Source organism: Streptomyces sp. NPDC029122 (assembly GCF_055569445.1).
On record NZ_JBVHWK010000002.1, the window covers coordinates 344,756 to 363,002 of the forward strand.

At 74.1% G+C, this 18,247-nt stretch carries 20 protein-coding genes; 14 read left to right on the forward strand and 6 right to left on the reverse strand.

Features of this window, described 5'->3' with window-relative positions; genetic code table 11:
* Positions 1–8: 8 nt before the first annotated feature.
* Complete coding sequence (locus ACZ4WZ_RS03950; protein ID WP_467884982.1) at positions 9–1,031, reverse strand: LacI family DNA-binding transcriptional regulator; 1,023 nt, start codon at positions 1,029–1,031, stop codon at positions 9–11.
* Positions 1,032–1,417: 386 nt separating this feature from the next.
* On the opposite strand from ACZ4WZ_RS03950, the gene araD reads away from it, so the two are divergent.
* Positions 1,418–2,155, forward strand: a complete 738-nt coding sequence (gene araD / locus ACZ4WZ_RS03955) for an L-ribulose-5-phosphate 4-epimerase AraD (protein WP_467884714.1) — start codon at positions 1,418–1,420, stop codon at positions 2,153–2,155.
* Between the two features lie 69 nt (positions 2,156–2,224).
* On the opposite strand, the gene ACZ4WZ_RS03960 is transcribed toward araD, so the two are convergent.
* The 4 genes from ACZ4WZ_RS03960 to rpmB form a co-directional block, all read right to left on the reverse strand.
* A complete protein-coding gene (locus tag ACZ4WZ_RS03960; RefSeq protein ID WP_467884716.1) occupies positions 2,225–3,406 on the reverse strand; it encodes a GTP-binding protein in 1,182 nt (393 codons plus the stop codon).
* A 4-nt stretch (positions 3,407–3,410) separates the two neighbouring features.
* Positions 3,411–3,581 carry a 50S ribosomal protein L32 gene (gene rpmF, locus ACZ4WZ_RS03965; RefSeq protein ID WP_467884718.1) on the reverse strand — a complete coding sequence of 57 codons (171 nt, stop codon included), beginning with the start codon at positions 3,579–3,581 and terminating at the stop codon, positions 3,411–3,413.
* A 145-nt stretch (positions 3,582–3,726) separates the two neighbouring features.
* A complete protein-coding gene (gene rpsN / locus ACZ4WZ_RS03970) occupies positions 3,727–4,032 on the reverse strand; it encodes a 30S ribosomal protein S14 (RefSeq protein WP_467884719.1) in 306 nt (101 codons plus the stop codon).
* Entirely contained in the window at positions 4,032–4,268 is a 237-nt protein-coding gene (gene rpmB / locus ACZ4WZ_RS03975; RefSeq protein ID WP_467884721.1) for a 50S ribosomal protein L28, read from the reverse strand. The genes rpsN and rpmB overlap by 1 nt, the downstream gene beginning before the upstream one ends.
* 217 nt (positions 4,269–4,485) lie before the next feature.
* Between rpmB and ACZ4WZ_RS03980 the strand changes: the two genes are divergently transcribed.
* From ACZ4WZ_RS03980 to rpsR, 3 genes are all read left to right on the forward strand, one after another.
* Positions 4,486–4,731 carry a type B 50S ribosomal protein L31 gene (locus tag ACZ4WZ_RS03980; RefSeq protein WP_467884722.1) on the forward strand — a complete coding sequence of 82 codons (246 nt, stop codon included), beginning with the start codon at positions 4,486–4,488 and terminating at the stop codon, positions 4,729–4,731.
* Positions 4,731–5,882, forward strand: coding sequence for a CobW family GTP-binding protein (locus ACZ4WZ_RS03985; protein WP_467884724.1), 1,152 nt, complete (start codon positions 4,731–4,733; stop codon positions 5,880–5,882). The genes ACZ4WZ_RS03980 and ACZ4WZ_RS03985 overlap by 1 nt, the downstream gene beginning before the upstream one ends.
* Before the next feature lie 66 nt (positions 5,883–5,948).
* Positions 5,949–6,185, forward strand: a complete 237-nt coding sequence (rpsR, locus tag ACZ4WZ_RS03990) for a 30S ribosomal protein S18 (protein WP_467884725.1) — start codon at positions 5,949–5,951, stop codon at positions 6,183–6,185.
* Here the strand turns inward: rpsR and ACZ4WZ_RS03995 are convergent.
* Positions 6,170–6,799, reverse strand: a complete 630-nt coding sequence (locus ACZ4WZ_RS03995; RefSeq protein ID WP_467884727.1) for a GNAT family N-acetyltransferase — start codon at positions 6,797–6,799, stop codon at positions 6,170–6,172. The two genes, rpsR and ACZ4WZ_RS03995, sit on opposite strands and share 16 nt — an antisense overlap.
* A 121-nt stretch (positions 6,800–6,920) precedes the next feature.
* Between ACZ4WZ_RS03995 and ACZ4WZ_RS04000 the strand changes: the two genes are divergently transcribed.
* The 10 genes from ACZ4WZ_RS04000 to ACZ4WZ_RS04045 are packed head-to-tail and all read left to right on the forward strand — an operon-like array spanning position 6,921 to position 18,221.
* Complete coding sequence (locus ACZ4WZ_RS04000; protein WP_467884729.1) at positions 6,921–8,195, forward strand: ATP-grasp domain-containing protein; 1,275 nt, start codon at positions 6,921–6,923, stop codon at positions 8,193–8,195.
* 35 nt (positions 8,196–8,230) lie between these two features.
* Positions 8,231–9,085: a Rossmann-like domain-containing protein gene (locus ACZ4WZ_RS04005; RefSeq protein WP_467884984.1), complete on the forward strand. Its 855-nt coding sequence runs from the start codon at positions 8,231–8,233 to the stop codon at positions 9,083–9,085.
* The gene (locus tag ACZ4WZ_RS04010) at positions 9,082–10,221 is read left to right on the forward strand and encodes a PLP-dependent cysteine synthase family protein (RefSeq protein WP_467884731.1); all 1,140 of its coding nucleotides are present in this window, start codon (positions 9,082–9,084) and stop codon (positions 10,219–10,221) included. Before ACZ4WZ_RS04005 ends, ACZ4WZ_RS04010 begins: the two co-directional genes overlap by 4 nt.
* The gene (locus tag ACZ4WZ_RS04015) at positions 10,218–11,282 is read left to right on the forward strand and encodes a dipeptide epimerase (RefSeq protein ID WP_467884733.1); all 1,065 of its coding nucleotides are present in this window, start codon (positions 10,218–10,220) and stop codon (positions 11,280–11,282) included. Before ACZ4WZ_RS04010 ends, ACZ4WZ_RS04015 begins: the two co-directional genes overlap by 4 nt.
* Positions 11,279–12,649: an MFS transporter gene (locus ACZ4WZ_RS04020; protein WP_467884734.1), complete on the forward strand. Its 1,371-nt coding sequence runs from the start codon at positions 11,279–11,281 to the stop codon at positions 12,647–12,649. Before ACZ4WZ_RS04015 ends, ACZ4WZ_RS04020 begins: the two co-directional genes overlap by 4 nt.
* Entirely contained in the window at positions 12,646–13,479 is an 834-nt protein-coding gene (locus tag ACZ4WZ_RS04025; RefSeq protein ID WP_467884736.1) for a class I SAM-dependent methyltransferase, read from the forward strand. The genes ACZ4WZ_RS04020 and ACZ4WZ_RS04025 overlap by 4 nt, the downstream gene beginning before the upstream one ends.
* Positions 13,476–15,062 (forward strand): ABC transporter substrate-binding protein, encoded by a 1,587-nt coding sequence (locus ACZ4WZ_RS04030; RefSeq protein ID WP_467884737.1) that lies wholly within the window; start codon positions 13,476–13,478, stop codon positions 15,060–15,062. The genes ACZ4WZ_RS04025 and ACZ4WZ_RS04030 overlap by 4 nt, the downstream gene beginning before the upstream one ends.
* A complete protein-coding gene (locus ACZ4WZ_RS04035) occupies positions 15,050–16,006 on the forward strand; it encodes an ABC transporter permease (RefSeq protein WP_467884987.1) in 957 nt (318 codons plus the stop codon). Before ACZ4WZ_RS04030 ends, ACZ4WZ_RS04035 begins: the two co-directional genes overlap by 13 nt.
* The gene (locus ACZ4WZ_RS04040; RefSeq protein ID WP_467884739.1) at positions 16,003–16,818 is read left to right on the forward strand and encodes an ABC transporter permease; all 816 of its coding nucleotides are present in this window, start codon (positions 16,003–16,005) and stop codon (positions 16,816–16,818) included. Before ACZ4WZ_RS04035 ends, ACZ4WZ_RS04040 begins: the two co-directional genes overlap by 4 nt.
* On the forward strand, positions 16,815–18,221 hold the full coding sequence (locus ACZ4WZ_RS04045; protein WP_467884741.1) for an ABC transporter ATP-binding protein: 1,407 nt from the start codon (positions 16,815–16,817) through the stop codon (positions 18,219–18,221). Before ACZ4WZ_RS04040 ends, ACZ4WZ_RS04045 begins: the two co-directional genes overlap by 4 nt.
* Positions 18,222–18,247: the final 26 nt, after the last annotated feature.

The window sequence follows — 18,247 nt, forward strand, 5'->3', positions numbered from 1 at the left end:
GGTGGAGGTCATTCCCCGGCGGGTTGGATCCTGCGGGCCGTACTGGCGCGCACGATGAGCTCGGGCGCCACGACCAGGTGCGTCGGCTCGTCCGTCCGGCCCTCGATGTGGTCCAGCAGCAGCCCGATGCTGTCGCGGCCGAGGGAGGCGAAGTCCTGACGGATCGTCGTCAGCGGGGGCGGGAAGAACTCCGCCTCCGGGATGTCGTCGAAGCCGGCGACCGCCACGTCCTCCGGCGTGCGCAGGCCCGCTTCCCGCAACGCCCGCAGGACGCCGAGGGCCATCTGGTCGTTGGCGACGAACACCGCGGTGAGGCCCGGCCCCCGCCCCCGTGACGCCCGCACCCGACCGGCGAGCTGCTGGCCGGCCTGGTACCCCGACAGTGGACTCCAGTCGCCGCGCAGCAGGGGCGGCACCTCGGCGCCGGCCTCCCGCAGCGCGTCCTCCCACCCCTGCGTACGGGCCTCGCTCTCCAGCCAGTCGGGCGGGCCCGCGACGTGCCACACGGTGGCGTGGCCCGACGCGAGGAGATGCTCCGTGATCAGGCGGGCGCCGAGGTTCTGGTCCAGCGACACCCCGGGCAGGTCCAGGGTGTGGCCGCCTTCGACGGTGACCACCGGACACGGTGCCTCCAGTGCCGCCAGGGCCCTCACCGCGTCGCGCTGCGGAGTGACGGCGACGATCCCCTCCACCCCCCACCCGGCGAGGTGCTGCATGGCTTCGGCGAGGGCCGTCCGCGTGGCGGTCCGGAGCGTGACGGCGGAGGTCAGGTAACCCCGCTCCCGGGCCGCCTCCTGGACTCCCGCCACGGTGCTGGCGGGCCCGTGCAGCGTGGTGTTCACGGCGATGACGCCCAGCGTGTGGGTCCGGCGCGTGGCCAGGGCCCGGGCCGCCGAGTTACGGCGGTACCCCAGCTGCTCGATGACCTGCGTCACCGCGGCCCGGGTCTTGGCGCTGACGTTCGGGTGGTCGCTGAGCACCCGGGAAACGGTCTGGTGGGACACGCCGGCGACGCGCGCGACGTCCGTCATCGTGGGCGCTCGCGGGACGTCTGGGAGCTGGGTCAACTCTCTTCCTTTCCTCGTCGAGCGGCCTTCCCTCAAGGTACCGAACCGGCCGCGGCCCGCACACGTCCCGGACCGATCGGGAGAACGGCGGCACGGTATCGATGTTGGCGCTCACATTATGCAGCGATGACCGTGCGGGGTGGGCAGGAATCTTCTCCTCTCCTCTTGAGGTTTCTGCGTGTTAACGCTCACAATCTGAACCGGGGAAACCGCACCGGGGAAGCTGCGCTCGCGCAGCCGCGACGCCTGGCGCGGCCCCGATCGGTCCAGCCCATCCATGCGCGGCCGCGGGACCTGCCGGACGTCGGCACGGGAACCGGCGCGCATGCCGGAGAGACGGTGAGAGCGTAGTGAGCGAGACCCTCCTCAAGGACCTCCGTCGCGAGGTCCTCGCGGCCAACCTGCGCATCCCGGAAGCCGGACTCGCCACCCTCACCTGGGGAAACGTCAGCGGAGTGGATCGCGACGCCGGTGTCTTCGTCATCAAGCCGTCCGGGGTCTCGTACGCCGACCTCACCGAGGAGGACCTGGTGGTGGTGGCGCTGGAGGACGGGCGGGTGGTCGACGGGCACCTCAGGCCGTCCACCGACACCGAGACCCATCGGTGCCTCTACCGGGCCTTCCCCTCCATCGGCGGCGTCACCCACACGCACTCGGCGCACGCCGTCGCCTTCGCCCAGGCGCGCCGCCCCATCCCCGTGCTGGGCACGACGCACGCCGACACCTTCAACGGGCCCGTTCCCGTGACGGCGGACCTCACGGCCGAGCAGTGCGCGAAGGACTACGAGTACAACACCGGACAGGTGATCGTCGCCCGGCTCGACGGCGACCCCCGCCGGGCCGACGAGGTCCCCGGAGCGCTCGTCTCGCGGCACGGCCCCTTCACCTGGGGCGCCACGGCGAAGGCCGCGCTGGAGAACGCCGTCGTCTGCGAGGCGGTGGCGGAGATGGCGCTGCACACCCTGGCCCTGGGGTCCCGCCTCGGGCACACCTCCGAGCCGCCGGCGCACCTGCTGGCGCGGCACTTCACCCGCAAGCACGGACCGGACGCCTATTACGGCAACACCCCTCCCGCCCCGCGCCCCTGAGGGGGCGGCCAGGGCGGGTGTGCCGGGCCGGGTGGTGCCGTGGCTGCGACCACCACCCGGCCCGGAGTCTCAGACGGCCGCCGTGCCGGAAGCGGCGGCGTGCTCGTGCTCGCAGGCGTCGTCGATGCCGTACGTCTCCCACGCCGGGAACTCGTCCCCGGCGGGGACCGGTTCGTCCGGGCTGAGCAGACAGGCCTCGAGCGCCGCCCGGAGCGCGTCGGCGCGCAGGCCGGTGCCGATGAAGACCAGTTCCTGGCCCTGGGAGGAGTCCGGGCCGCGGGCCCCCGAGGGCTCGAACCGGGCCACCGCTCCGGCCTGGGACCACAGGCCGGTCACCCGGGGGCGGCTGGCGAGCCAGAAGAACCCCTTGGAGCGCAGGACCCGGCCGAAGGTGCCGCTGTCGAGGCCCTTGGTGACGAACGTCCACAGCCTGCCGGGGTGGAAGGCCGCGTCGGCGCGGAACACCAGCGAGGAGATGCCGTACTCCTCGGTCTCCGGGACGTGGTCCCCGTTGAGCTCCTTGACCCATCCCGGGGCCTGCTGGGCCCGCTCCACGTCGAACAGCCCGGTGCCCAGGACCTGTTCGAGCGCCACGTGGCCGCGTACGGCCGGCACGAGCCGGGCCTCGGGATTGAGCCGGGCGAGGGTGGCGCGCAGCCGGGCGGCGTCGTCCGGTCCGACCAGGTCGAGCTTGTTGAGGACGATGACGTCCGCGAACTCGACCTGGTCCATGAGCAGATCGCTGACGGTCCGCTCGTCGTCCTCGTACTGGTCGAGACCGCGCGCCACGAGTTCGTCCCCGCCGGCGAGTTCCCGGAGGAAGTTGGCGGCGTCGACGACGGTGACCATGGTGTCGAGGCGGGCGAGGTCGCCGAGGGTGGCGCCGTCGTCCCGGGGGAAGGAGAAGGTGGCGGCCACGGGCATGGGTTCGGAGATGCCGCTGGACTCGATGAGCAGGTAGTCGAACCGGCCTTCGCGTGCCAGCCGGTCGACTTCCTCGAGCAGGTCGTCGCGCAGGGTGCAGCAGATGCACCCGTTGGTCATCTCGACCAGCCGCTCCTCGGTGCGCGAGAGCGCCGCCTCGCCGCCGCGCACGAGCTCGGCGTCGATGTTCACCTCGCTCATGTCGTTGACGATGACCGCGACCCGCAGGCCTTCGCGGTTGCCGAGGACATGGTTGAGCAGGGTGGTCTTCCCGGCGCCGAGGAAGCCGGACAGAACCGTCACCGGCAGGCGGTCGTACGGGGCCACGAGGTCAGCCTTCGGGGTGGATGAGGCCGCGCTCGTACGCCTTCACCAGGCGTTGCGGGACCTGGTGGACGGTGCCGTCGACGGTGACCGGCACGAGCTGGGGCGTGGTCGCCTTCCACTGCGCGCGGCGGTGACGGGTGTTGCTGCGGGACATCTTCCGCTTGGGGACGGCCATGGTGTGGGGCTCCTCGTCTCGGTTACACGGGACGCTATATGAAAATGGATCCCATTACCAAATCAGAGGTGCGCGTACGCGTGCGGCATCCCGGGGCCCCGTGCCCCTCGGCGGGGTGCCGCACGCGTACGGAGGTGGAGGCTCGCTACCAGGAGGACTTGGTCACTCCGGGCAGGAAGCCGGCGTGCGCCTGCTGCCGGACCCGCACGCGGGAGAGTCCGAACTTGCGCAGGTGGCCGCGGGGGCGCCCGTCCACGCTGTCGCGGTTGCGGACGCGCGTGGCACTGGCGTCGCGCGGCTGGCGGCGCAGCTCCGCGAGGGCGGCGTCGCGTTCGGCCGTGGTGGAGGAGGCGCGGCGGATGGCCTCCTTGAGCTCGGCGCGCCGCGCGGCGTACCGCTCGACGGTCTCCTTGCGCTTCTCGTTCCGTGCGATCTTGCTCTTCTTCGCCATCAGGCCTTGCCTCCCCGGGCGCGGATCCGGGCCACGGCGGCCTCGATGCCGATCGCGTCCACGGTCTTGATCGCCTTGGCGCTGAGCGTCAGGCGGACGTGGCGCCCCTCGCTGGCGAGCCAGTACCGCTTGCGCTGGATGTTCGGGTCGAAGCGGCGCGAGGAGCGCCGGTGCGAGTGCGAAATGGTGTTGCCGAAACCGGGCTTGGCGCCGGTCAGCTGGCAGTGGGCGGACATGGTTCTGCTCCTTCTCCGAGGGGTCCCCTTGTTGATAATGGAAACCATTGTCATATACTAGCGGCATGAACGCGGCGGAATCCGCCCGTCACCGGGCTCCGCCCCATCGCGGGCGGCGCGTTCACCCACGTCACCCGCGAGAACCGGCCGCCGCACCTCCTTCCGCGAAGGGTGCCGACCCCGCGCCCCCGCCCCACCCTCGAAAGGCCCCCCTGCCATGAAGCCCGGGATCCACCCCGCCTACGGGCCCGTCGTCTTCCGCGACTCCGCCTCCGGCACCGCTTTCCTCACCCGCTCCACGATGACCAGCGACAAGACCGTCGACTGGGAGGGCGGCCACACCTACCCCGTCGTGGACGTGGAGATCTCCTCCGCGAGCCACCCCTTCTACACCGGCACCGCGCGGGTGCTCGACACCGCCGGCCGCGTCGAACGGTTCGAGCGCCGCTACGGGGCCCGCTGATGGCCCGCGGTCACCAGCTTCCCGTCGTACTCGTCGCGGGCCTCCACGCCGAGGCCCGCACGGAGGTCGTCGAACGCCTGCTGCGGAGCGTCCAGGGCAGCGTGGCGCTGCACCACGACCTGGCGGCGGCACCGGACGGCACCGTGCTCCGCCTGGTGCGGGACGCCTCGGGCGTCCTGTCCCGGGCGGAGACGCCCCTGGTCAACGACTGCGCCTGCTGCGCGCTGCGCGAGGACCTGGTGCCCGAGCTGGAACGCATGGCGGACGACGGCCTGACCCGGCTCGCCGTGGTCGAGCTGTGGGACTCGGTCGAACCGAAGGCCATGGCGGAGGTCATCGCCGGGCACGGCGGCGAACGGCTGGCCGTGACGGGCGTGATCACCGCCGTGGACCCCGCGCTCGTCCTGCCCTGCCTCACCAACGGCGACGACCTCGCCGAGGCCGGACTCGCCGCGGCCCCCACCGACCAGCGGACCGTCGGCGACACCTGGGCCCGCCAGCTGGAGTACGCGTCCGTCCTCGCCGTCGTCGACAGTGACGAGGCCGACGACGAGGACCACGCCCTGCTCGCACAGCTGCACCCCACCGCCCGCCGCGTCCCGGCCGCGTCGGCCGACCTCGCACGGGCCGCGTTCGCCGGTTTCGACGTCGAGGCCGCGGCGGCCGCACAGCACCCCGCCTGTGCGCTCCTGCCCCAGGACGCGGACGAGGCCGGGGTCACCACGTTCGTCTGGCACCGCCGCAGGCCCTTCCATCCGGAACGCCTCTACCGGGCGCTCGAGGACCTGTGCTGCGCCGCCGCCCGCAGCCGCGGCCGGTTCTGGCTCGCCGACCGCCCGGACACCCTGCTCGCCTGGGACGCGGCCGGCGGAGCGCTGTGCGTGGAGAGCGCCGGGCCGTGGCTGGCGTCACTGCCCGACGCGGCCTGGGAGATGGTCCCGCCCGTGCGCCGGGCGGCGGCCGCACTCGACTGGCACCCCGACCACGGTGACTGCTGCCAGCACCTCGTGTTCACCTCGCCCGGTCTCGACCGCGACGGCCTCGAACGGCTCCTCGACTCCTGCCTGCTGACGGACGCGGAGTACGAGGCCGGGCGTGAGGGCTGGAAGCGCCTGCCCGCCGCCTTCGACTCCCTCCTCGACGCCGCCTGACCCGTACGCCCTGCCCGCGGCCGCCCGCGGCCGCAGCCGAAACGTCCAGAACAAGGAGACACCGCCATGGCCCGAACCCCCCAGCCCCGCAAGCCCGTGAAGTCCCGCCCCAACCCGCTCGACGCCGCCGGGATCACCTTCATCGACTACAAGGACACCGACCTGCTGCGGAAGTTCATCTCCGACCGGGGGAAGATCCGCAGCCGGCGCGTCACCCGGGTCACGGCCCAGCAGCAGCGGGCTCTCGCCGCCGCCGTCAAGAACGCACGGGAGATGGCCCTGCTGCCCTACGCCGGCCGCTGAACCGCCGCGCCCGCCGGGGAGGAGGCGAAGGCGGGCGACGGCACGGCCCCCGCCGCGGGGAGCGGCATCTCGAAGTGGACGGTGCCGAAGCCTCCGTGTTCACCCGTGGTGCGGGCGTCGAAGACCTCGGTGGCCATGCTGCGCCAGAAGTGTTCCGCGCCGGGGATGTCGACGTTGGTGTGCAGGTAGACGCGTTCGTAGCCGGGTACGGCCGCGGCGAACGCACAAGCGGTGTGCACCATGGCGCGGGCGAGTCCGTGCCGCCGGTGGTCGGGGCGCACGTACACCCGCAGCAGCTGCGCGGTCCGTCCCGGGGGGTAGCGCTCGGTGAGGCTGCGCGGGTGCGGCGGATGGGCGGGGCCGCGCGAATGGAGTGCGGTGGTGCCGACCACCCCGCCGTCGTCGCGCACGGCCACGACGAGGGTGTGGCGGGGGTGCCGCAGGTAGGTGCCGTCGAGGTCGACGACGTCGGAGTGCCAGTCCGGCACGTACCCGTAGCCGAACTCCCGGTAGAAGGTGTCCAGCATGACGCTCCGGGCGCCGGGCAGGTCCTCGGCCCTCGCCTGCCGCACCGTGTACGGCCCGACCCTCTGATCCCGCGTCAGCACCTTCATCACACTCCGCCTCTCGTGTTCCGGGGCCGCAGGCTATCGGAAAACCGAGCTATTGGAAATGAAAACGATTTCTTATAACGTCTGCGTCGCACAGAGCCGACGCAGTCCGGGAGGAAGTCCTGTGGGACATCTGCTGGTGATCGAAAGCTGGGTGGGGTCGATGAGCAGGCTGCTGCCCAGGGCCATCCGAGAGGACGGGCACGAGTTCACCTTCGTGACCCGCGACCTGCACCACTACCTGCGCGCGCACCCCGAGGGGGACGGGCCGCATCCGCTGCTCACGGCCCGCAACGTCATCACGGCGGACACCAACGACACGGCCGCGCTCCTGGAACGGGTGGAGGGCCTGCACGCCGTCCTCGGCTTCGACGGTGTGGTCTCCTCGTGCGACTACTACCTGCCCGCCGTCGCGCACACCGCCCGCCGGCTCGGCCTGCCCGGTCCCTCCCCGGAGGCCGTCGAAGCGGCCTGCCGCAAGGACCTGACGCGCCGTGTGCTCGCTGACGCCGGGGTACCCGGGCCCCGGTTCGCGATCTGCGAGGGGGCCGGGGAGGCGGCCGCCGCCGCTCGTGAGATCGGGTACCCGCTCGTGGTCAAACCGGTGGACCTGTGTGCGGGCATGCTGGTCCGCGCGGTCGGCGACGAGCGCGAACTGGAGCGCGCCTGCCAGGCCCTCGCCGAGTTCCCGGTCAACGCGCGCGGTCAGGACCGTGCGCCGGTCATCCTGCTCGAGGAACTGCTGCACGGGCCCGAAGTCAGCGTCGAGACCGTCTCCTCCGGCGGTGCCACGCACGTCGTGGGCGTCACCGACAAGAGCGTCGGAGGGGCGCCCGCCTTCATCGAGACCGGCCACATGTTCCCGGCGGGCATCGACGGGACCATGGCGTCGGAGGCAGCCGGTACCGCGCTGGCGGCGGTCAAGGCCCTGGGCCTGGACCAGGTGGTCTGCCACACCGAGATCAAGCTGACGCCCGACGGACCCCGGCTGGTCGAGGTCAACCCCCGCCCGGCCGGCAACCGCATCACCGAACTCGTCCGGCACGTCACGGGCGTCGACCTGGCCGCCGCATGCGTCGACGTGGCGCTGGGGCGTACGCCCGACCTGACGCCGCGCCCGACCGGCGTACGCAGCGCCGCCATCTCCTTCCTGCTCCCCGGCACCGACGGCGTCCTCGCGGGCATCGAGGGCGCGCAGGCCGTACGTGCCCGGCCCGAGGTGCTGGAGCTCAGCCTCGCCGGACCGGGGCGCACCGTGCGGGCCGCCACCAGCAACAACGAGTACCTCGGCCACGTCATGACCGCCGACACCGAGGGCGGCGGCGCCCGCGCGGCCGCCGAGCGGCTCCTCGCCGGCCTGCGCCCGTGTTACGATCCCTCCCCGGCGGTGCCCGCGTGACCCTGCCCTCCCCGCCCGCACGCCGGACCGGAGTAGTGCCGCCCGGCGGCCGCGCGCAGGCCGACCCCGCCGTCCGGACCGTCGGCCAGCTGGTCGACGCGGTCCTGGCCGGGGCGTACGGCACCGACCCCGCCCGCGAGCGGATCTCGCTCGCCTTCACGACCGCCCAGGCCGTCCGGCACGAAGGGCGCGGCGGCGGCTACCGCAACGAGGTGCTCAGCCTGCGGCTCGACGCGGCCGTCGGATCCTGCGCGGTCGAGCCCGGAGCGCTGCCCGAAGGCGCCCTCGACGACTGCGTGGGCGCCACCGTCGCCGACCTCCTCGGCCACCCGCTCCTGCCCGTGCGGATCGCGGCGCTCGACGCCTACCTGGCTCACGCCCGCCCGCACACGCCGGACAACGGCGCCCGCCCCCACCCCCTGCCGGCCGGCAGCTCGCTCAGCCGGTCGCGGGCCCGGGCCCGGGCCGTCGTCGACCTGCTGCCCGCCGCACCCTCCCCGTCCGGCGGGGACCGGCCGGTCCTGGTGGTCGGAGTGGTCAACTCGCTCCTGGAGCAACTGCGCGCGAGGGGCCTCGACTACCTGCCGTGCGACCTCAAGGGCGGCACCACCGAGTGGGGAGAGCCCGTCCTCACCGACACGGCCGCACACCTGGAACGCTGCGGCGCCGTCCTCGCCTCCGGCATGACCCTCGGCAACGGCTCCTTCCAGACCCTGCTCGAGCACACCGCCGCGACCGGGAAGCCCCTCGTGATGTTCGCCCAGACCGGCAGCGCCGTCCTGCCCCGCTTCCTCGGAGCCGGGGTGAGCGCGGTGTCCGCCGAGCCGTACCCGTTCTTCTGGCTCGACGGCGGCCCCGGAGTCATCCACCGCTACGGAGGCCGTCCATGACCCTCGCTCCGCCCGTGCACCGGTCCCGGTCCGCCGCCAACCCGGACCTCCTGCCCCTGCTGGGGCGCACTCCCGTCGCCCGCGTCCACACGGAACTGCCCCACCCCCACCCCGGATTCTGGGCCAAGCTCGAATGCCTCAGCGCCGGGGGGATGAAAGCCCGCGCGGCGATGTCCATGCTCACCGGCGCCCGCAGGCGCGGCGAACTGCGCCCCGGAGCACCGGTCGTGGAGTCGACCTCCGGCACCATGGGCATCGGGCTCGCCTTCGCCGGACAGGCCCTCGGCCACCCCGTCATCCTCGTGGGCGACACCGAACTCGAACCCTCCATGCGCCAGTTGCTGCGCACCTACGGCGCCCGCCTCGAGCTCGTGGACCGCCCCGCGCCCCAGGGCGGCTGGCAGGCCGCCCGCATCACCCGGCTCCGCGAGGTCCTGGCCCGCACCGAAGGCGCGTACTGGCCCGACCAGTACAACAACCCCGACAATCCAGCCGGTTACCGCTCCATGGCCGCCGAACTCATCGCGCAGCTCGACCACCTGGACGTCCTGGTGTGCAGCGTGGGCACCGGCGGGCACAGCGCCGGCCTGGTCGGCCCGCTGCGCGGCCGCTGGCCCCGGCTGAAGGTCATCGGCGTCGACTCCGTCGGCTCCGCGATCTTCGGGCAGCCCGCCAGGCCCCGCCTGATGCGCGGACTCGGCAGCAGCATCCACCCCTCCAACGTCCGCCACGGGGCGTTCGACGAGGTGCACTGGGTGGGTGCCGCCGAGGCCGTCGACGCCTGCCGCCGGCTCGCGCGCGGCAGCTTCGTCAGCGGCGGCTGGAGCACCGGAGCCGTCGCCCTGGTCTCCGCCTGGGCCGCCAGGGCCGAGCCCGGCGCCGTCGTCGCCACCGTCTTCCCCGACGGCCCGCACCGCTACCTCGGCACCGTGTACGACGACGACTTCTGCCGCGCCCAGGGCCTGACCGCCACCGCCCCGGCCACCCGCCCGCGGGAGATCCCGCACCCGCGAGCGGCCGAGGCCCTCGGCTGGACCCGCTGCCGGACCGTCGTCGATCCCGCCACCGCCCTCGCCGCCGTCCCCGGCGGCGAAGCCCGCGCTCCCCGCGTTCCGGCCCCCGGAGGTGCCGTATGAAACTCACGTGCCACACGGCGTCGCTCGAACTGGCGGAACCGCTGCGCATCTCCCGCTCCGTGATGGCCCGCCGCGACGCGGTCTGGGTCTGCCTGGAACACGGCGGGCTGCGCGGCTGGGGGGAGGCCGTGAGCAGCGTCTACCTCGGGCTGCCCGCCGACCGCATCCGGCGCCACCTGAGCGCCCTGCGCCCGGCGCTGGAGCGCCTGCCGGACCCCGAGACCGCCTGGGCGGAACTCGCGCCCGAGGGCCCCCTGGGCGCGGAACTGCCCGCGGGAGTCCTCGCCGCCGTCGAGTCGGCCGTACTGGACCTCGTCGGCAAGCGGGCCGGCGAACCCGCGCACCAACTGCTCGGCGGTCCCCTGCCGCCGTCCGCGGTCACGGCACGCACCATCGGCATCGTCGCGCCCATCACCGCGGCCGCCCAGGCCAGCCGGCTCGCCGGGAGCGGCTTCACCATCATGAAGGTCAAGGCCGGATCACCCGACCCCGCCGAGGACCTGGCCCGGATCGAAGCCGTCCGCGCCGGAGCGCCTGACGCGGACCTGCTGCTCGACCCCAACGGGGCCTGGACCGAGGACCAGGCCCACGCACTGCTGCCCCGCTTCGCGGCCCTCGGCGTCACGGCCGTGGAACAGCCCATCGCCGCCGGACAGCCCGATGCCCTGGCCCGGGTCGCCACCGCCTCCCCGGTCCCCGTGATCGCCGACGAGGACGCGGTCTCCTACGAGGACGCCGCGGCCCTCGCCGGACGGGTCCACGGGGTCAACGTCAAGCTCGCCAAGTGCGGGGGCGTGCGGAACGCCCTGCGCATCCACGCCGCGCTGGACGGCAGCGGCACCGACCTCATGCTCGGCTGCCTCACCGCCAGTTCGCTCGGCATCGCGCCCGCCGTACACCTGGTGGACCGGGCCCGCTGGGTCGACCTCGACGGGCACCTGCTCCTCGCCGACGACCCGTGGTCCGGCATCGGCGGCACCGACGGCACCGTGGCCCCCTCCGCGCGCGGCGGCCTGGGCGTGCTGCCCCGCGCCGCCATACCCGTGGGCGCGGCACGATGAGAACCCTCGCCGCGGTGCGCGGCTTCCCGCCGGCCGTGCGGCTCCTGCTCGTCAACCAGCTCGGCGTCAACATCGGCTTCTACCTGCTCATCCCGTACCTGGCGACCCACCTCACCGACGACCTCGGACTGTCGGCGGCCGTGGTCGGCCTGGTCCTCGGCCTGCGCAACCTCAGCCAGCAGGGGCTGTTCCTGATCGGGGGCTCCGCCGCCGACCGCCTCGGCGCCCGCGGCGTGATCATCGCGGGCTGCGGCCTGCGCACCCTCGGCTTCGCGCTGTTCGCCCTCGGCGACGCACTGCCCGTGCTGATCGCCGCATCGGTGCTGAGCGGGCTGGCCGGCGCCCTGTTCAACCCCGCCGTACGGACCTACGTCGCCCAGGAGTCCGGCGACCGCAAGGCCGAGGCGTTCTCCCTGTTCAACGTGTTCGCCACGGCGGGCGCGCTGATCGGGCCGCTGCTGGGGAGCCTGCTGCTGTACGGCGGCTTCCGGGTGGCGGCGCTCACCGCGGCGGGGGTGTTCGGGCTGCTCACCCTCGCGCAGGCCGCGGTCCTGCCCTCCCGGCCCGTGCCGCGTCCGGCCGGCTCCGTCCTCGGCGACTGGCGGGAGGTCACGGGCAACCGCCGCTTCGTAGCCTTCTCCCTCGCCATGGTCGGCATGTACGGCATGGAGAGCCAGCTCTACCTGCTGCTGCCGCACGCCGCGCGGCAGGCCACCGGCTGGGCGGGATCGGTGGGGCTCGTCTTCGTCGTCGGGACCCTCGCCAACCTCCTGTTGCAACTGCGCATCACCCGCGGGCTGACCGCGCGCGGCGACGGCCGTGGCCGGTGGATCGCAGCCGGGCTGACCCTCAGCGGGCTGGGCTTCGTACCGCCGATGCTGACGGGGGCGGCCACGGGGACGCATCCGGCACTGCTGCTGCCGGTCCTGGCGGGGGCGCTGCTGCTGTCCCTCGGACTGATGACCGCCCAGCCGTTCGTCATGGAACTCATCCCCGCCTTCGGCCGCGGGCAGCTCACCGGCACCTTCTACGGCCTGTTCTACGCGGTCTCCGGAGTGGCCGCCGCGGGCGTCGGCGCGGGCGTCGGGTGGGCCATGGACGCCGTCACCCGCGGCGGCCCGGCCTGGCTCCCGTACGCCTGCTGCACGGCCCTCGGCCTCGCCTCGGCGACGGCCGTCACCGTGCTGCACCGCCGCGGGGCCCTGCCCAGCCCCCCTGCCGCCGCGGCGGACCCGGCCGCCGCCGAATCCCCGGACCCCCGCCCCGCGCACCCCCACTCCCCGGAAGCAGACACCCCGGGCCCGCCACCGGGCGCGGCACCCTCCGCCCCGCACGGCGACCCCAGTCCCCTGAGCGAGGCCAGATGAGCACCGGAAACCTCCTGACCGACCACCCCGAGCTCTACGAAGAGCGCTTCCCCGACCCCGACCGGGTCGCCGCACGCTGGGCCGAGGACACCCTGCGCCGGCACGGCGCGGGAGCCCGGGTCCTGGACCTCGGCTGCGGCACCGGCCGTGACGCGGCCTGGCTCCACCACCGGGCCGGGCGCCAGGTCACCGCGATCGACACCGCGGAGGCCATGCTCGCCCACGCCGGCCGCAGCCACCCCGGCCCGGAGTACCGCCGCGCCGACATGCGGGACTTCGACCTCGGCCGCACCTTCGACGCCGTCCTCTGCCTGGACAGCGCCCTGCTCCACTGCCACACCAACGAAGAACTCGCCTCCTGCCTCGCCGCCGTCCGCCGCCACCTCGACCCGGGCGGACTGCTCATCGCGGAGATGCGCAACGGCGCCTTCTTCCTCGGCAACACGGAACTCCTCGACGGGCCGCGCACCGCCTCCTTCGCATGGCGCGGCACCACCCACACCTCGCACACCACCCTGTGGATCGACCACGGCGCGCAACTCCTGCGCCGCCGCCGCACCTGGACCGCCGACGACGGCACCCCGTCGAGTGCGCGGCAGGAGCAGCACTCCGCCTGGCGGCTGCTGTTCCCCCAGGAACTCCGGTACTTCCTCACCACCGCCGGCTTCGAGGTCCTCGACCTGTACGACAGCCCCGGCCCCCGGACCGAACCGGCCTGGCGCGAAGGCGACGTACCGCACACCACCGTCACCTCCGACCGCCTGCACCTCGTCGCCCGGCTCGCCCCCCGGCCCAACCCGCAGCACAGCAACGGAGACAGCACACCGTGAACCACCACCGCACCGGCCCCGCCCGCCGAGGATTCCTCCTCGCCACCGCCACCGCCACCGCCACCACCCTCGCCCTCGCCCTCACCGCCGGCTGCGCGGCCGACACCGGCAGGACCGCCGACAAGGGGAACGCCGCCGGGACCGGCAGCCCCAAGCGCGGCGGCACGCTGCGCGCCGCCTTCGCGGGCGGCGGGGCCAACGAGACCCTCGACCCGCACGCCGCCAACCTGTTCGTCGACGCCGCCCGCGCCAAGGCCCTCTACGACAAGCTCGCCGACTTCGGCGCCGACCTCGCGCCGGTCCCACGGCTCGCCGAGCGCTGGGAGCCCAACGAGACCCTCGACACCTGGAAGATCACCTTGCGCAAGGCGTCCTTCCACGACGGACGCCCGGTCACCGCCGAGGACGTCCTCTACAGCTACCGGCGGATCGCCGACCCCAAGGGCACCTTCCGGGCCAAGGCCTCCCTGGAGCCCATCGACCTCGCCGCCAGCCGCGCCCTCGACACGAACACCGTCGAGTTCAGGCTCAAGCGCCCGTACGCCGAATTCCCCAACGTCCTCGCCGCGTTCGGCGCCCACATCGTCCCCGAGGACACCACCTCCTTCGACAGGCCCGTCGGCTCCGGCCCGTTCGCCTTCGCCTCCTTCACCCCCGGCAAGTCCCTCGTCGTCAAGCGCAACGACGCCTACTGGGAGGGCGCACCCCACCTCGACCAGGTCGAGTTCGTCGTCGCCACCGAGGAATCGGCCCGCACCAGCGCCCTGCTCGGCGGCCAGGTCCAGTACGCCCACGAACTCAGCCCGGCCACCGCCCGCACCCACGAGGGCAAGGGAAGGATCGAGGTCGTCCGGCTGCCCGGCAGCTCCATGCAGGGCTTCGTCATGAAGACCGACCGGCCGCCGTTCGACGACAAGCGGATCCGCCAGGCGTTCTTCCTCATCGCCGACCGCAAGGAACTCGTCGACGGTGCGCTGTCCGGCGCCGGCGAGCCCGGCAACGACCTCTTCGGCAAGGGCTACCAGTACTACGCCTCGGACCTGCCGCAGCGCACCCAGGACCTCGACCGGGCACGCGCCCTGCTCAAGGAGGCGGGCGCCGAGAACCTGAAGGTCACCCTGGACACGGCCCCCGCCGCCACCGGCTTCGTCGAGGCCGCCGGGATCTTCAGGGAGCAAGCCGCCAAGGCCGGGGTCACCGTCGACGTCAAGGTGGGCAACAAGGACACCTACTGGAAGGACATCCTGGACAACGGCACCTTCGCCTCCTACCGCTCGGGCGCCATGCCGATCGAGTCGCACATCTCGCAGCGGCTGCTCACCGGCTCCACCACCAACGCGACCAAGTGGCGGCAGAAGGACTTCGACGACCTGTACCAGCAGGCCCAGTCCACCCGCGACGAGAAGGAGCGGGCCGCCCTGTACGAGCGGATGCAGCGCCGCCTGCACGACGAGGGAGGCTTCCTGATCTGGGGCTTCGCCGACTGGATCGTCGCCACCGCGCCCACCGTGCGCGGCGTCTCGGGGAAGGCACCCGCCAACACCCTCGACTGGGCCCGCTTCGACAAGCTCTGGCTCGCGTGACCCGGCACCTGAACTGGGCCGGCCGCCGTCTGCTCCTCGGTGCGGGGCAGACGGCAGCCGTCGTCCTGTTCGTCTTCGTCCTCACCGAGGCACTGCCCGGTGACGCGGCGGTCGCCCTGGCCGGCGACCAGCCCGACCCCGAGCGCATCGCCCGGATCCGCGCGGCCCTGGAGCTGGACCGGCCCGCCGCCGAACGGTTCCTGGACTGGGCCGGCGGACTCCTCCGGGGCGACCTCGGCACGTCCCTGGTCAGCGGCCGGCCCGTCGCCGGCTACCTGACCGGCGGCCTCGGGCCCACGGTGACGCTCGCCTGCGCCACCCTCGCCGTACTGCTGCCGCTGTCCGCGGGGCTCGGCGTGCTGTGCGCCCGCCGCGAGGGCGGCCCGCTGGACCGGGCCCTCAGCGCGCTGACCCTGGCCGTGCACTCCGTCCCCGAGTTCGCCCTCGGCGTGCTGCTGGCCACGCTGTTCGGACTGTGGCTGGGCTGGCTTCCGCCCACGGCCGTCGGCGCCGACCCGCTCACCGAGCCGGCCGTGCTGGTCCTGCCCGTCCTGGTGCTCGTCTCCCGGCCCGTCTGCACCATCAGCCGCCTGGTCCGCGCCGGGATGATCGACGCGATGGCCTCGCCGTACGTCGCCCAGGCCCTGCGCTACGGCGTCGGCGGCGCCCGGGTCCGCTGGACGCACGCCCTGCCCAACGCCCTCGCCCCGGCCGCCCAGCAACTGGCCCGTACCTGCGACTGGCTGCTCAGCGGGGTGATCGTCGTGGAGGCCCTCTTCGTCATCCCGGGCCTGGGCACCGTGCTCATCGACGCCGTCGCCGCCCGGGACGTGCCCGTCGTCCAGGGCATGGCCGTCGTCTTCGGGGTGGTCACCGTCCTGGCCAACCTGGGGGCCGACCTCGTCGCCCGCCGCTTCGCCCCCCGCGCGGAGGTGGTCGCGTGAGGCGCCCCGCGTCCGGATACGCCCTCGCGGTGGGACTCATCGCCGTGCCCCTGCTGCTGGCGGCCCTCGGACCGCTGTTCGCCGGACCGGCCGGCCCGCGCTCGGTGTCCTTCGAGTCCGGTGCCGGGCACTGGCTGGGCACCGACTTCTCCGGCCGGGACGTCTGGCGGCAGGTCCTGCTCGGCGGCCGCTCCGTGGTCCTCGTGGCGCTCGCCGCCACCGCACTCGCCTACCTGGTGGCCGTCCCGCTCGGGCTGACGGCCGCGCTCACCGGCCGCCCCTGGCTGGAGGAGACCCTCATGAGGCCCCTCGACGTCCTGATCGCCGTCCCCTCGCTCCTGCTGGTGCTGCTGGTGGCCGCGACCCTCACCCCGGGGCCGGCCGGCCTAGCCGTCCTCGTCGGCCTGGCCGCCGTACCGGACGCCGCGCGCGTGGTGCGCGCGACGGCGGCCGAGGTCTGCGCCCGGCCAGCCGTCGAGGCCCTGCGGATGCAGGGCGAGTCCTGGTGGCGCACGGCCTTCGGCTACGTGCTCCGCGGCATGCGCAGGACCCTCGCCGCCGACGCCGGGATCCGGCTGACCGGGGCCCTGTACCTGGTCGCGACGGCGGCCTTCCTCGGGATCGGCGTCGAACCGGACGCCGCGGACTGGGCGGTGATGGTCGACCGCAACCGCACGGGCCTGTTCCTCCAGCCGTGGGCCGTGGTGGTGCCCGCGCTGCTCATCGCGGCCGTGTCGATGGGCACCAACCTGCTCTTCGACGCCGCACTGCGCACCGGGCCGAAGGCCGCCGGGAAGGGAGACCGAGGATGAACCCGGTAGCCGAACTGAAGGACCTGCGGGTGGAAGTGGCCGGCAGCACGCTGGTCGACGGGGTGAGCCTCACGGCCCGCGCCGGGCGGATCACCGCCCTCGTCGGCCCCTCGGGCAGCGGCAAGAGCACCACCGGACGCGCCCTCCTCGGCGAGTTCCCCGGCGGCGCCCGGATCGACGGCCGGATCAGCACCCCCGGCCCCGGCTCCGTCGGCTACGTGCCCCAGCACCCCGCCGCCGTCCTCAACCCCGCCCGCCGGGCCGGAGCCCTCCTGCGGGACATCGCCGCCCTGCGGGGCGGAACCCGCCGCGAGATCCGGGACCGCGTCGAGCACGCCCTGCGCCTGGCCCAGCTGCCCGACCCGGAGACGGTGCTGCGCCGCTACCCCCACCAGCTCTCCGGCGGGCAGCAGCAGCGGGTCGTCATCGCCCAGGCACTGCTCCTGGGAGCCGAGGTGATCGTCGCCGACGAACCCACCACCGGCCAGGACCCGGCCACCAAGCAGGGCATCGTCGAGGCGCTGGCCGGTGTCGCCCGACAGGGCATCGCCCTGGTCCTGCTGAGCCACGACGCGGACGTCGTACGGCGACTCGCGGACGACGTGGTCGTGCTGCGGGCCGGCCGGGTCGTGGACCGGGGTCCCGCCCACGAGGTGCTGCCCGCCCCCGCGCGGCCCGTGCTCCCCGGGCCACGGGCCGCCACCCGGCCCGCCGCCACCAGGATCGCGGTACGGGAGCTGACCGCCCGCCACCGCACGGCGCACGGCACCGTCGCCGTCCTGCACGGCGTCACGCTGTCGGTCGCGCCGGGGGAGTGCCTCGCCGTGACCGGCCGGTCCGGCAGCGGCAAGACCACCCTGGGCCGCTGCCTGTCCGGCCTGCACTCCGCGTACGACGGTGCGGTCCAGCTCGACGGGGTCCCCCTGCGGCGCGGTCTCCGCGCCCGTACCCGCACCGAGCTGGCCGCCGTGCAGTACGTGTTCCAGGACCCCAAGGCGGCCTTCGACGAACACCGGCCGGTCCTCGACCAGGTCGGCCGCACCGCCGTCCGGCTGCGCGGCGCCGACCGGGACACCGCCCGCCGGACCGCCGTACGCACCCTGGGGGAGCTGGGGCTGGCCGAGGACCTGACCCTGCGCCGCCCGGGCGCGCTCTCCGGCGGCGAACTCCAACGGGCGGCTCTGGCCCGGGCCCTGCTGGCCGCGCCCGCGGTCCTGGTCTGCGACGAGATCACCTCGGGACTCGACGCGGCGACCCGCGACGCCATCCTCGCCCACCTGGCCGGGCTGCGGGACCGGGACGGGCTGAGCCTGGTGTTCATCACCCACGACCGGGCGGCCGCCGAGGCCCTGGCCGACCGGACCGCGGTCCTCGACGCCGGCCGGCTGGTCCCCTCCCGGTAGCCGCCCGCTCCGCATCGCCCCGACGG

What these genes read in the sequence shown, in the direction of transcription:
- ACZ4WZ_RS03980 (WP_467884722.1), top strand. Translation starts at nt 4,486, where the DNA reads ATGAAGCCCGGGATCCACCCCGCCTACGGGCCCGTCGTCTTCCGCGAC.
- ACZ4WZ_RS04025 (WP_467884736.1), top strand. Translation starts at nt 12,646, where the DNA reads ATGAGCACCGGAAACCTCCTGACCGACCACCCCGAGCTCTACGAAGAG.
- ACZ4WZ_RS04015 (WP_467884733.1), top strand. Translation starts at nt 10,218, where the DNA reads ATGAAACTCACGTGCCACACGGCGTCGCTCGAACTGGCGGAACCGCTG.
- rpsR (WP_467884725.1), top strand. Translation starts at nt 5,949, where the DNA reads ATGGCCCGAACCCCCCAGCCCCGCAAGCCCGTGAAGTCCCGCCCCAAC.
- rpmB (WP_467884721.1), bottom strand. Translation starts at nt 4,268, where the DNA reads ATGTCCGCCCACTGCCAGCTGACCGGCGCCAAGCCCGGTTTCGGCAAC.
- ACZ4WZ_RS03985 (WP_467884724.1), top strand. Translation starts at nt 4,731, where the DNA reads ATGGCCCGCGGTCACCAGCTTCCCGTCGTACTCGTCGCGGGCCTCCAC.
- ACZ4WZ_RS04045 (WP_467884741.1), top strand. Translation starts at nt 16,815, where the DNA reads ATGAACCCGGTAGCCGAACTGAAGGACCTGCGGGTGGAAGTGGCCGGC.
- rpmF (WP_467884718.1), bottom strand. Translation starts at nt 3,581, where the DNA reads ATGGCCGTCCCCAAGCGGAAGATGTCCCGCAGCAACACCCGTCACCGC.
- ACZ4WZ_RS04010 (WP_467884731.1), top strand. Translation starts at nt 9,082, where the DNA reads ATGACCCTCGCTCCGCCCGTGCACCGGTCCCGGTCCGCCGCCAACCCG.
- rpsN (WP_467884719.1), bottom strand. Translation starts at nt 4,032, where the DNA reads ATGGCGAAGAAGAGCAAGATCGCACGGAACGAGAAGCGCAAGGAGACC.
- ACZ4WZ_RS03995 (WP_467884727.1), bottom strand. Translation starts at nt 6,799, where the DNA reads ATGAAGGTGCTGACGCGGGATCAGAGGGTCGGGCCGTACACGGTGCGG.
- ACZ4WZ_RS04020 (WP_467884734.1), top strand. Translation starts at nt 11,279, where the DNA reads ATGAGAACCCTCGCCGCGGTGCGCGGCTTCCCGCCGGCCGTGCGGCTC.
- ACZ4WZ_RS03950 (WP_467884982.1), bottom strand. Translation starts at nt 1,031, where the DNA reads ATGACGGACGTCGCGCGCGTCGCCGGCGTGTCCCACCAGACCGTTTCC.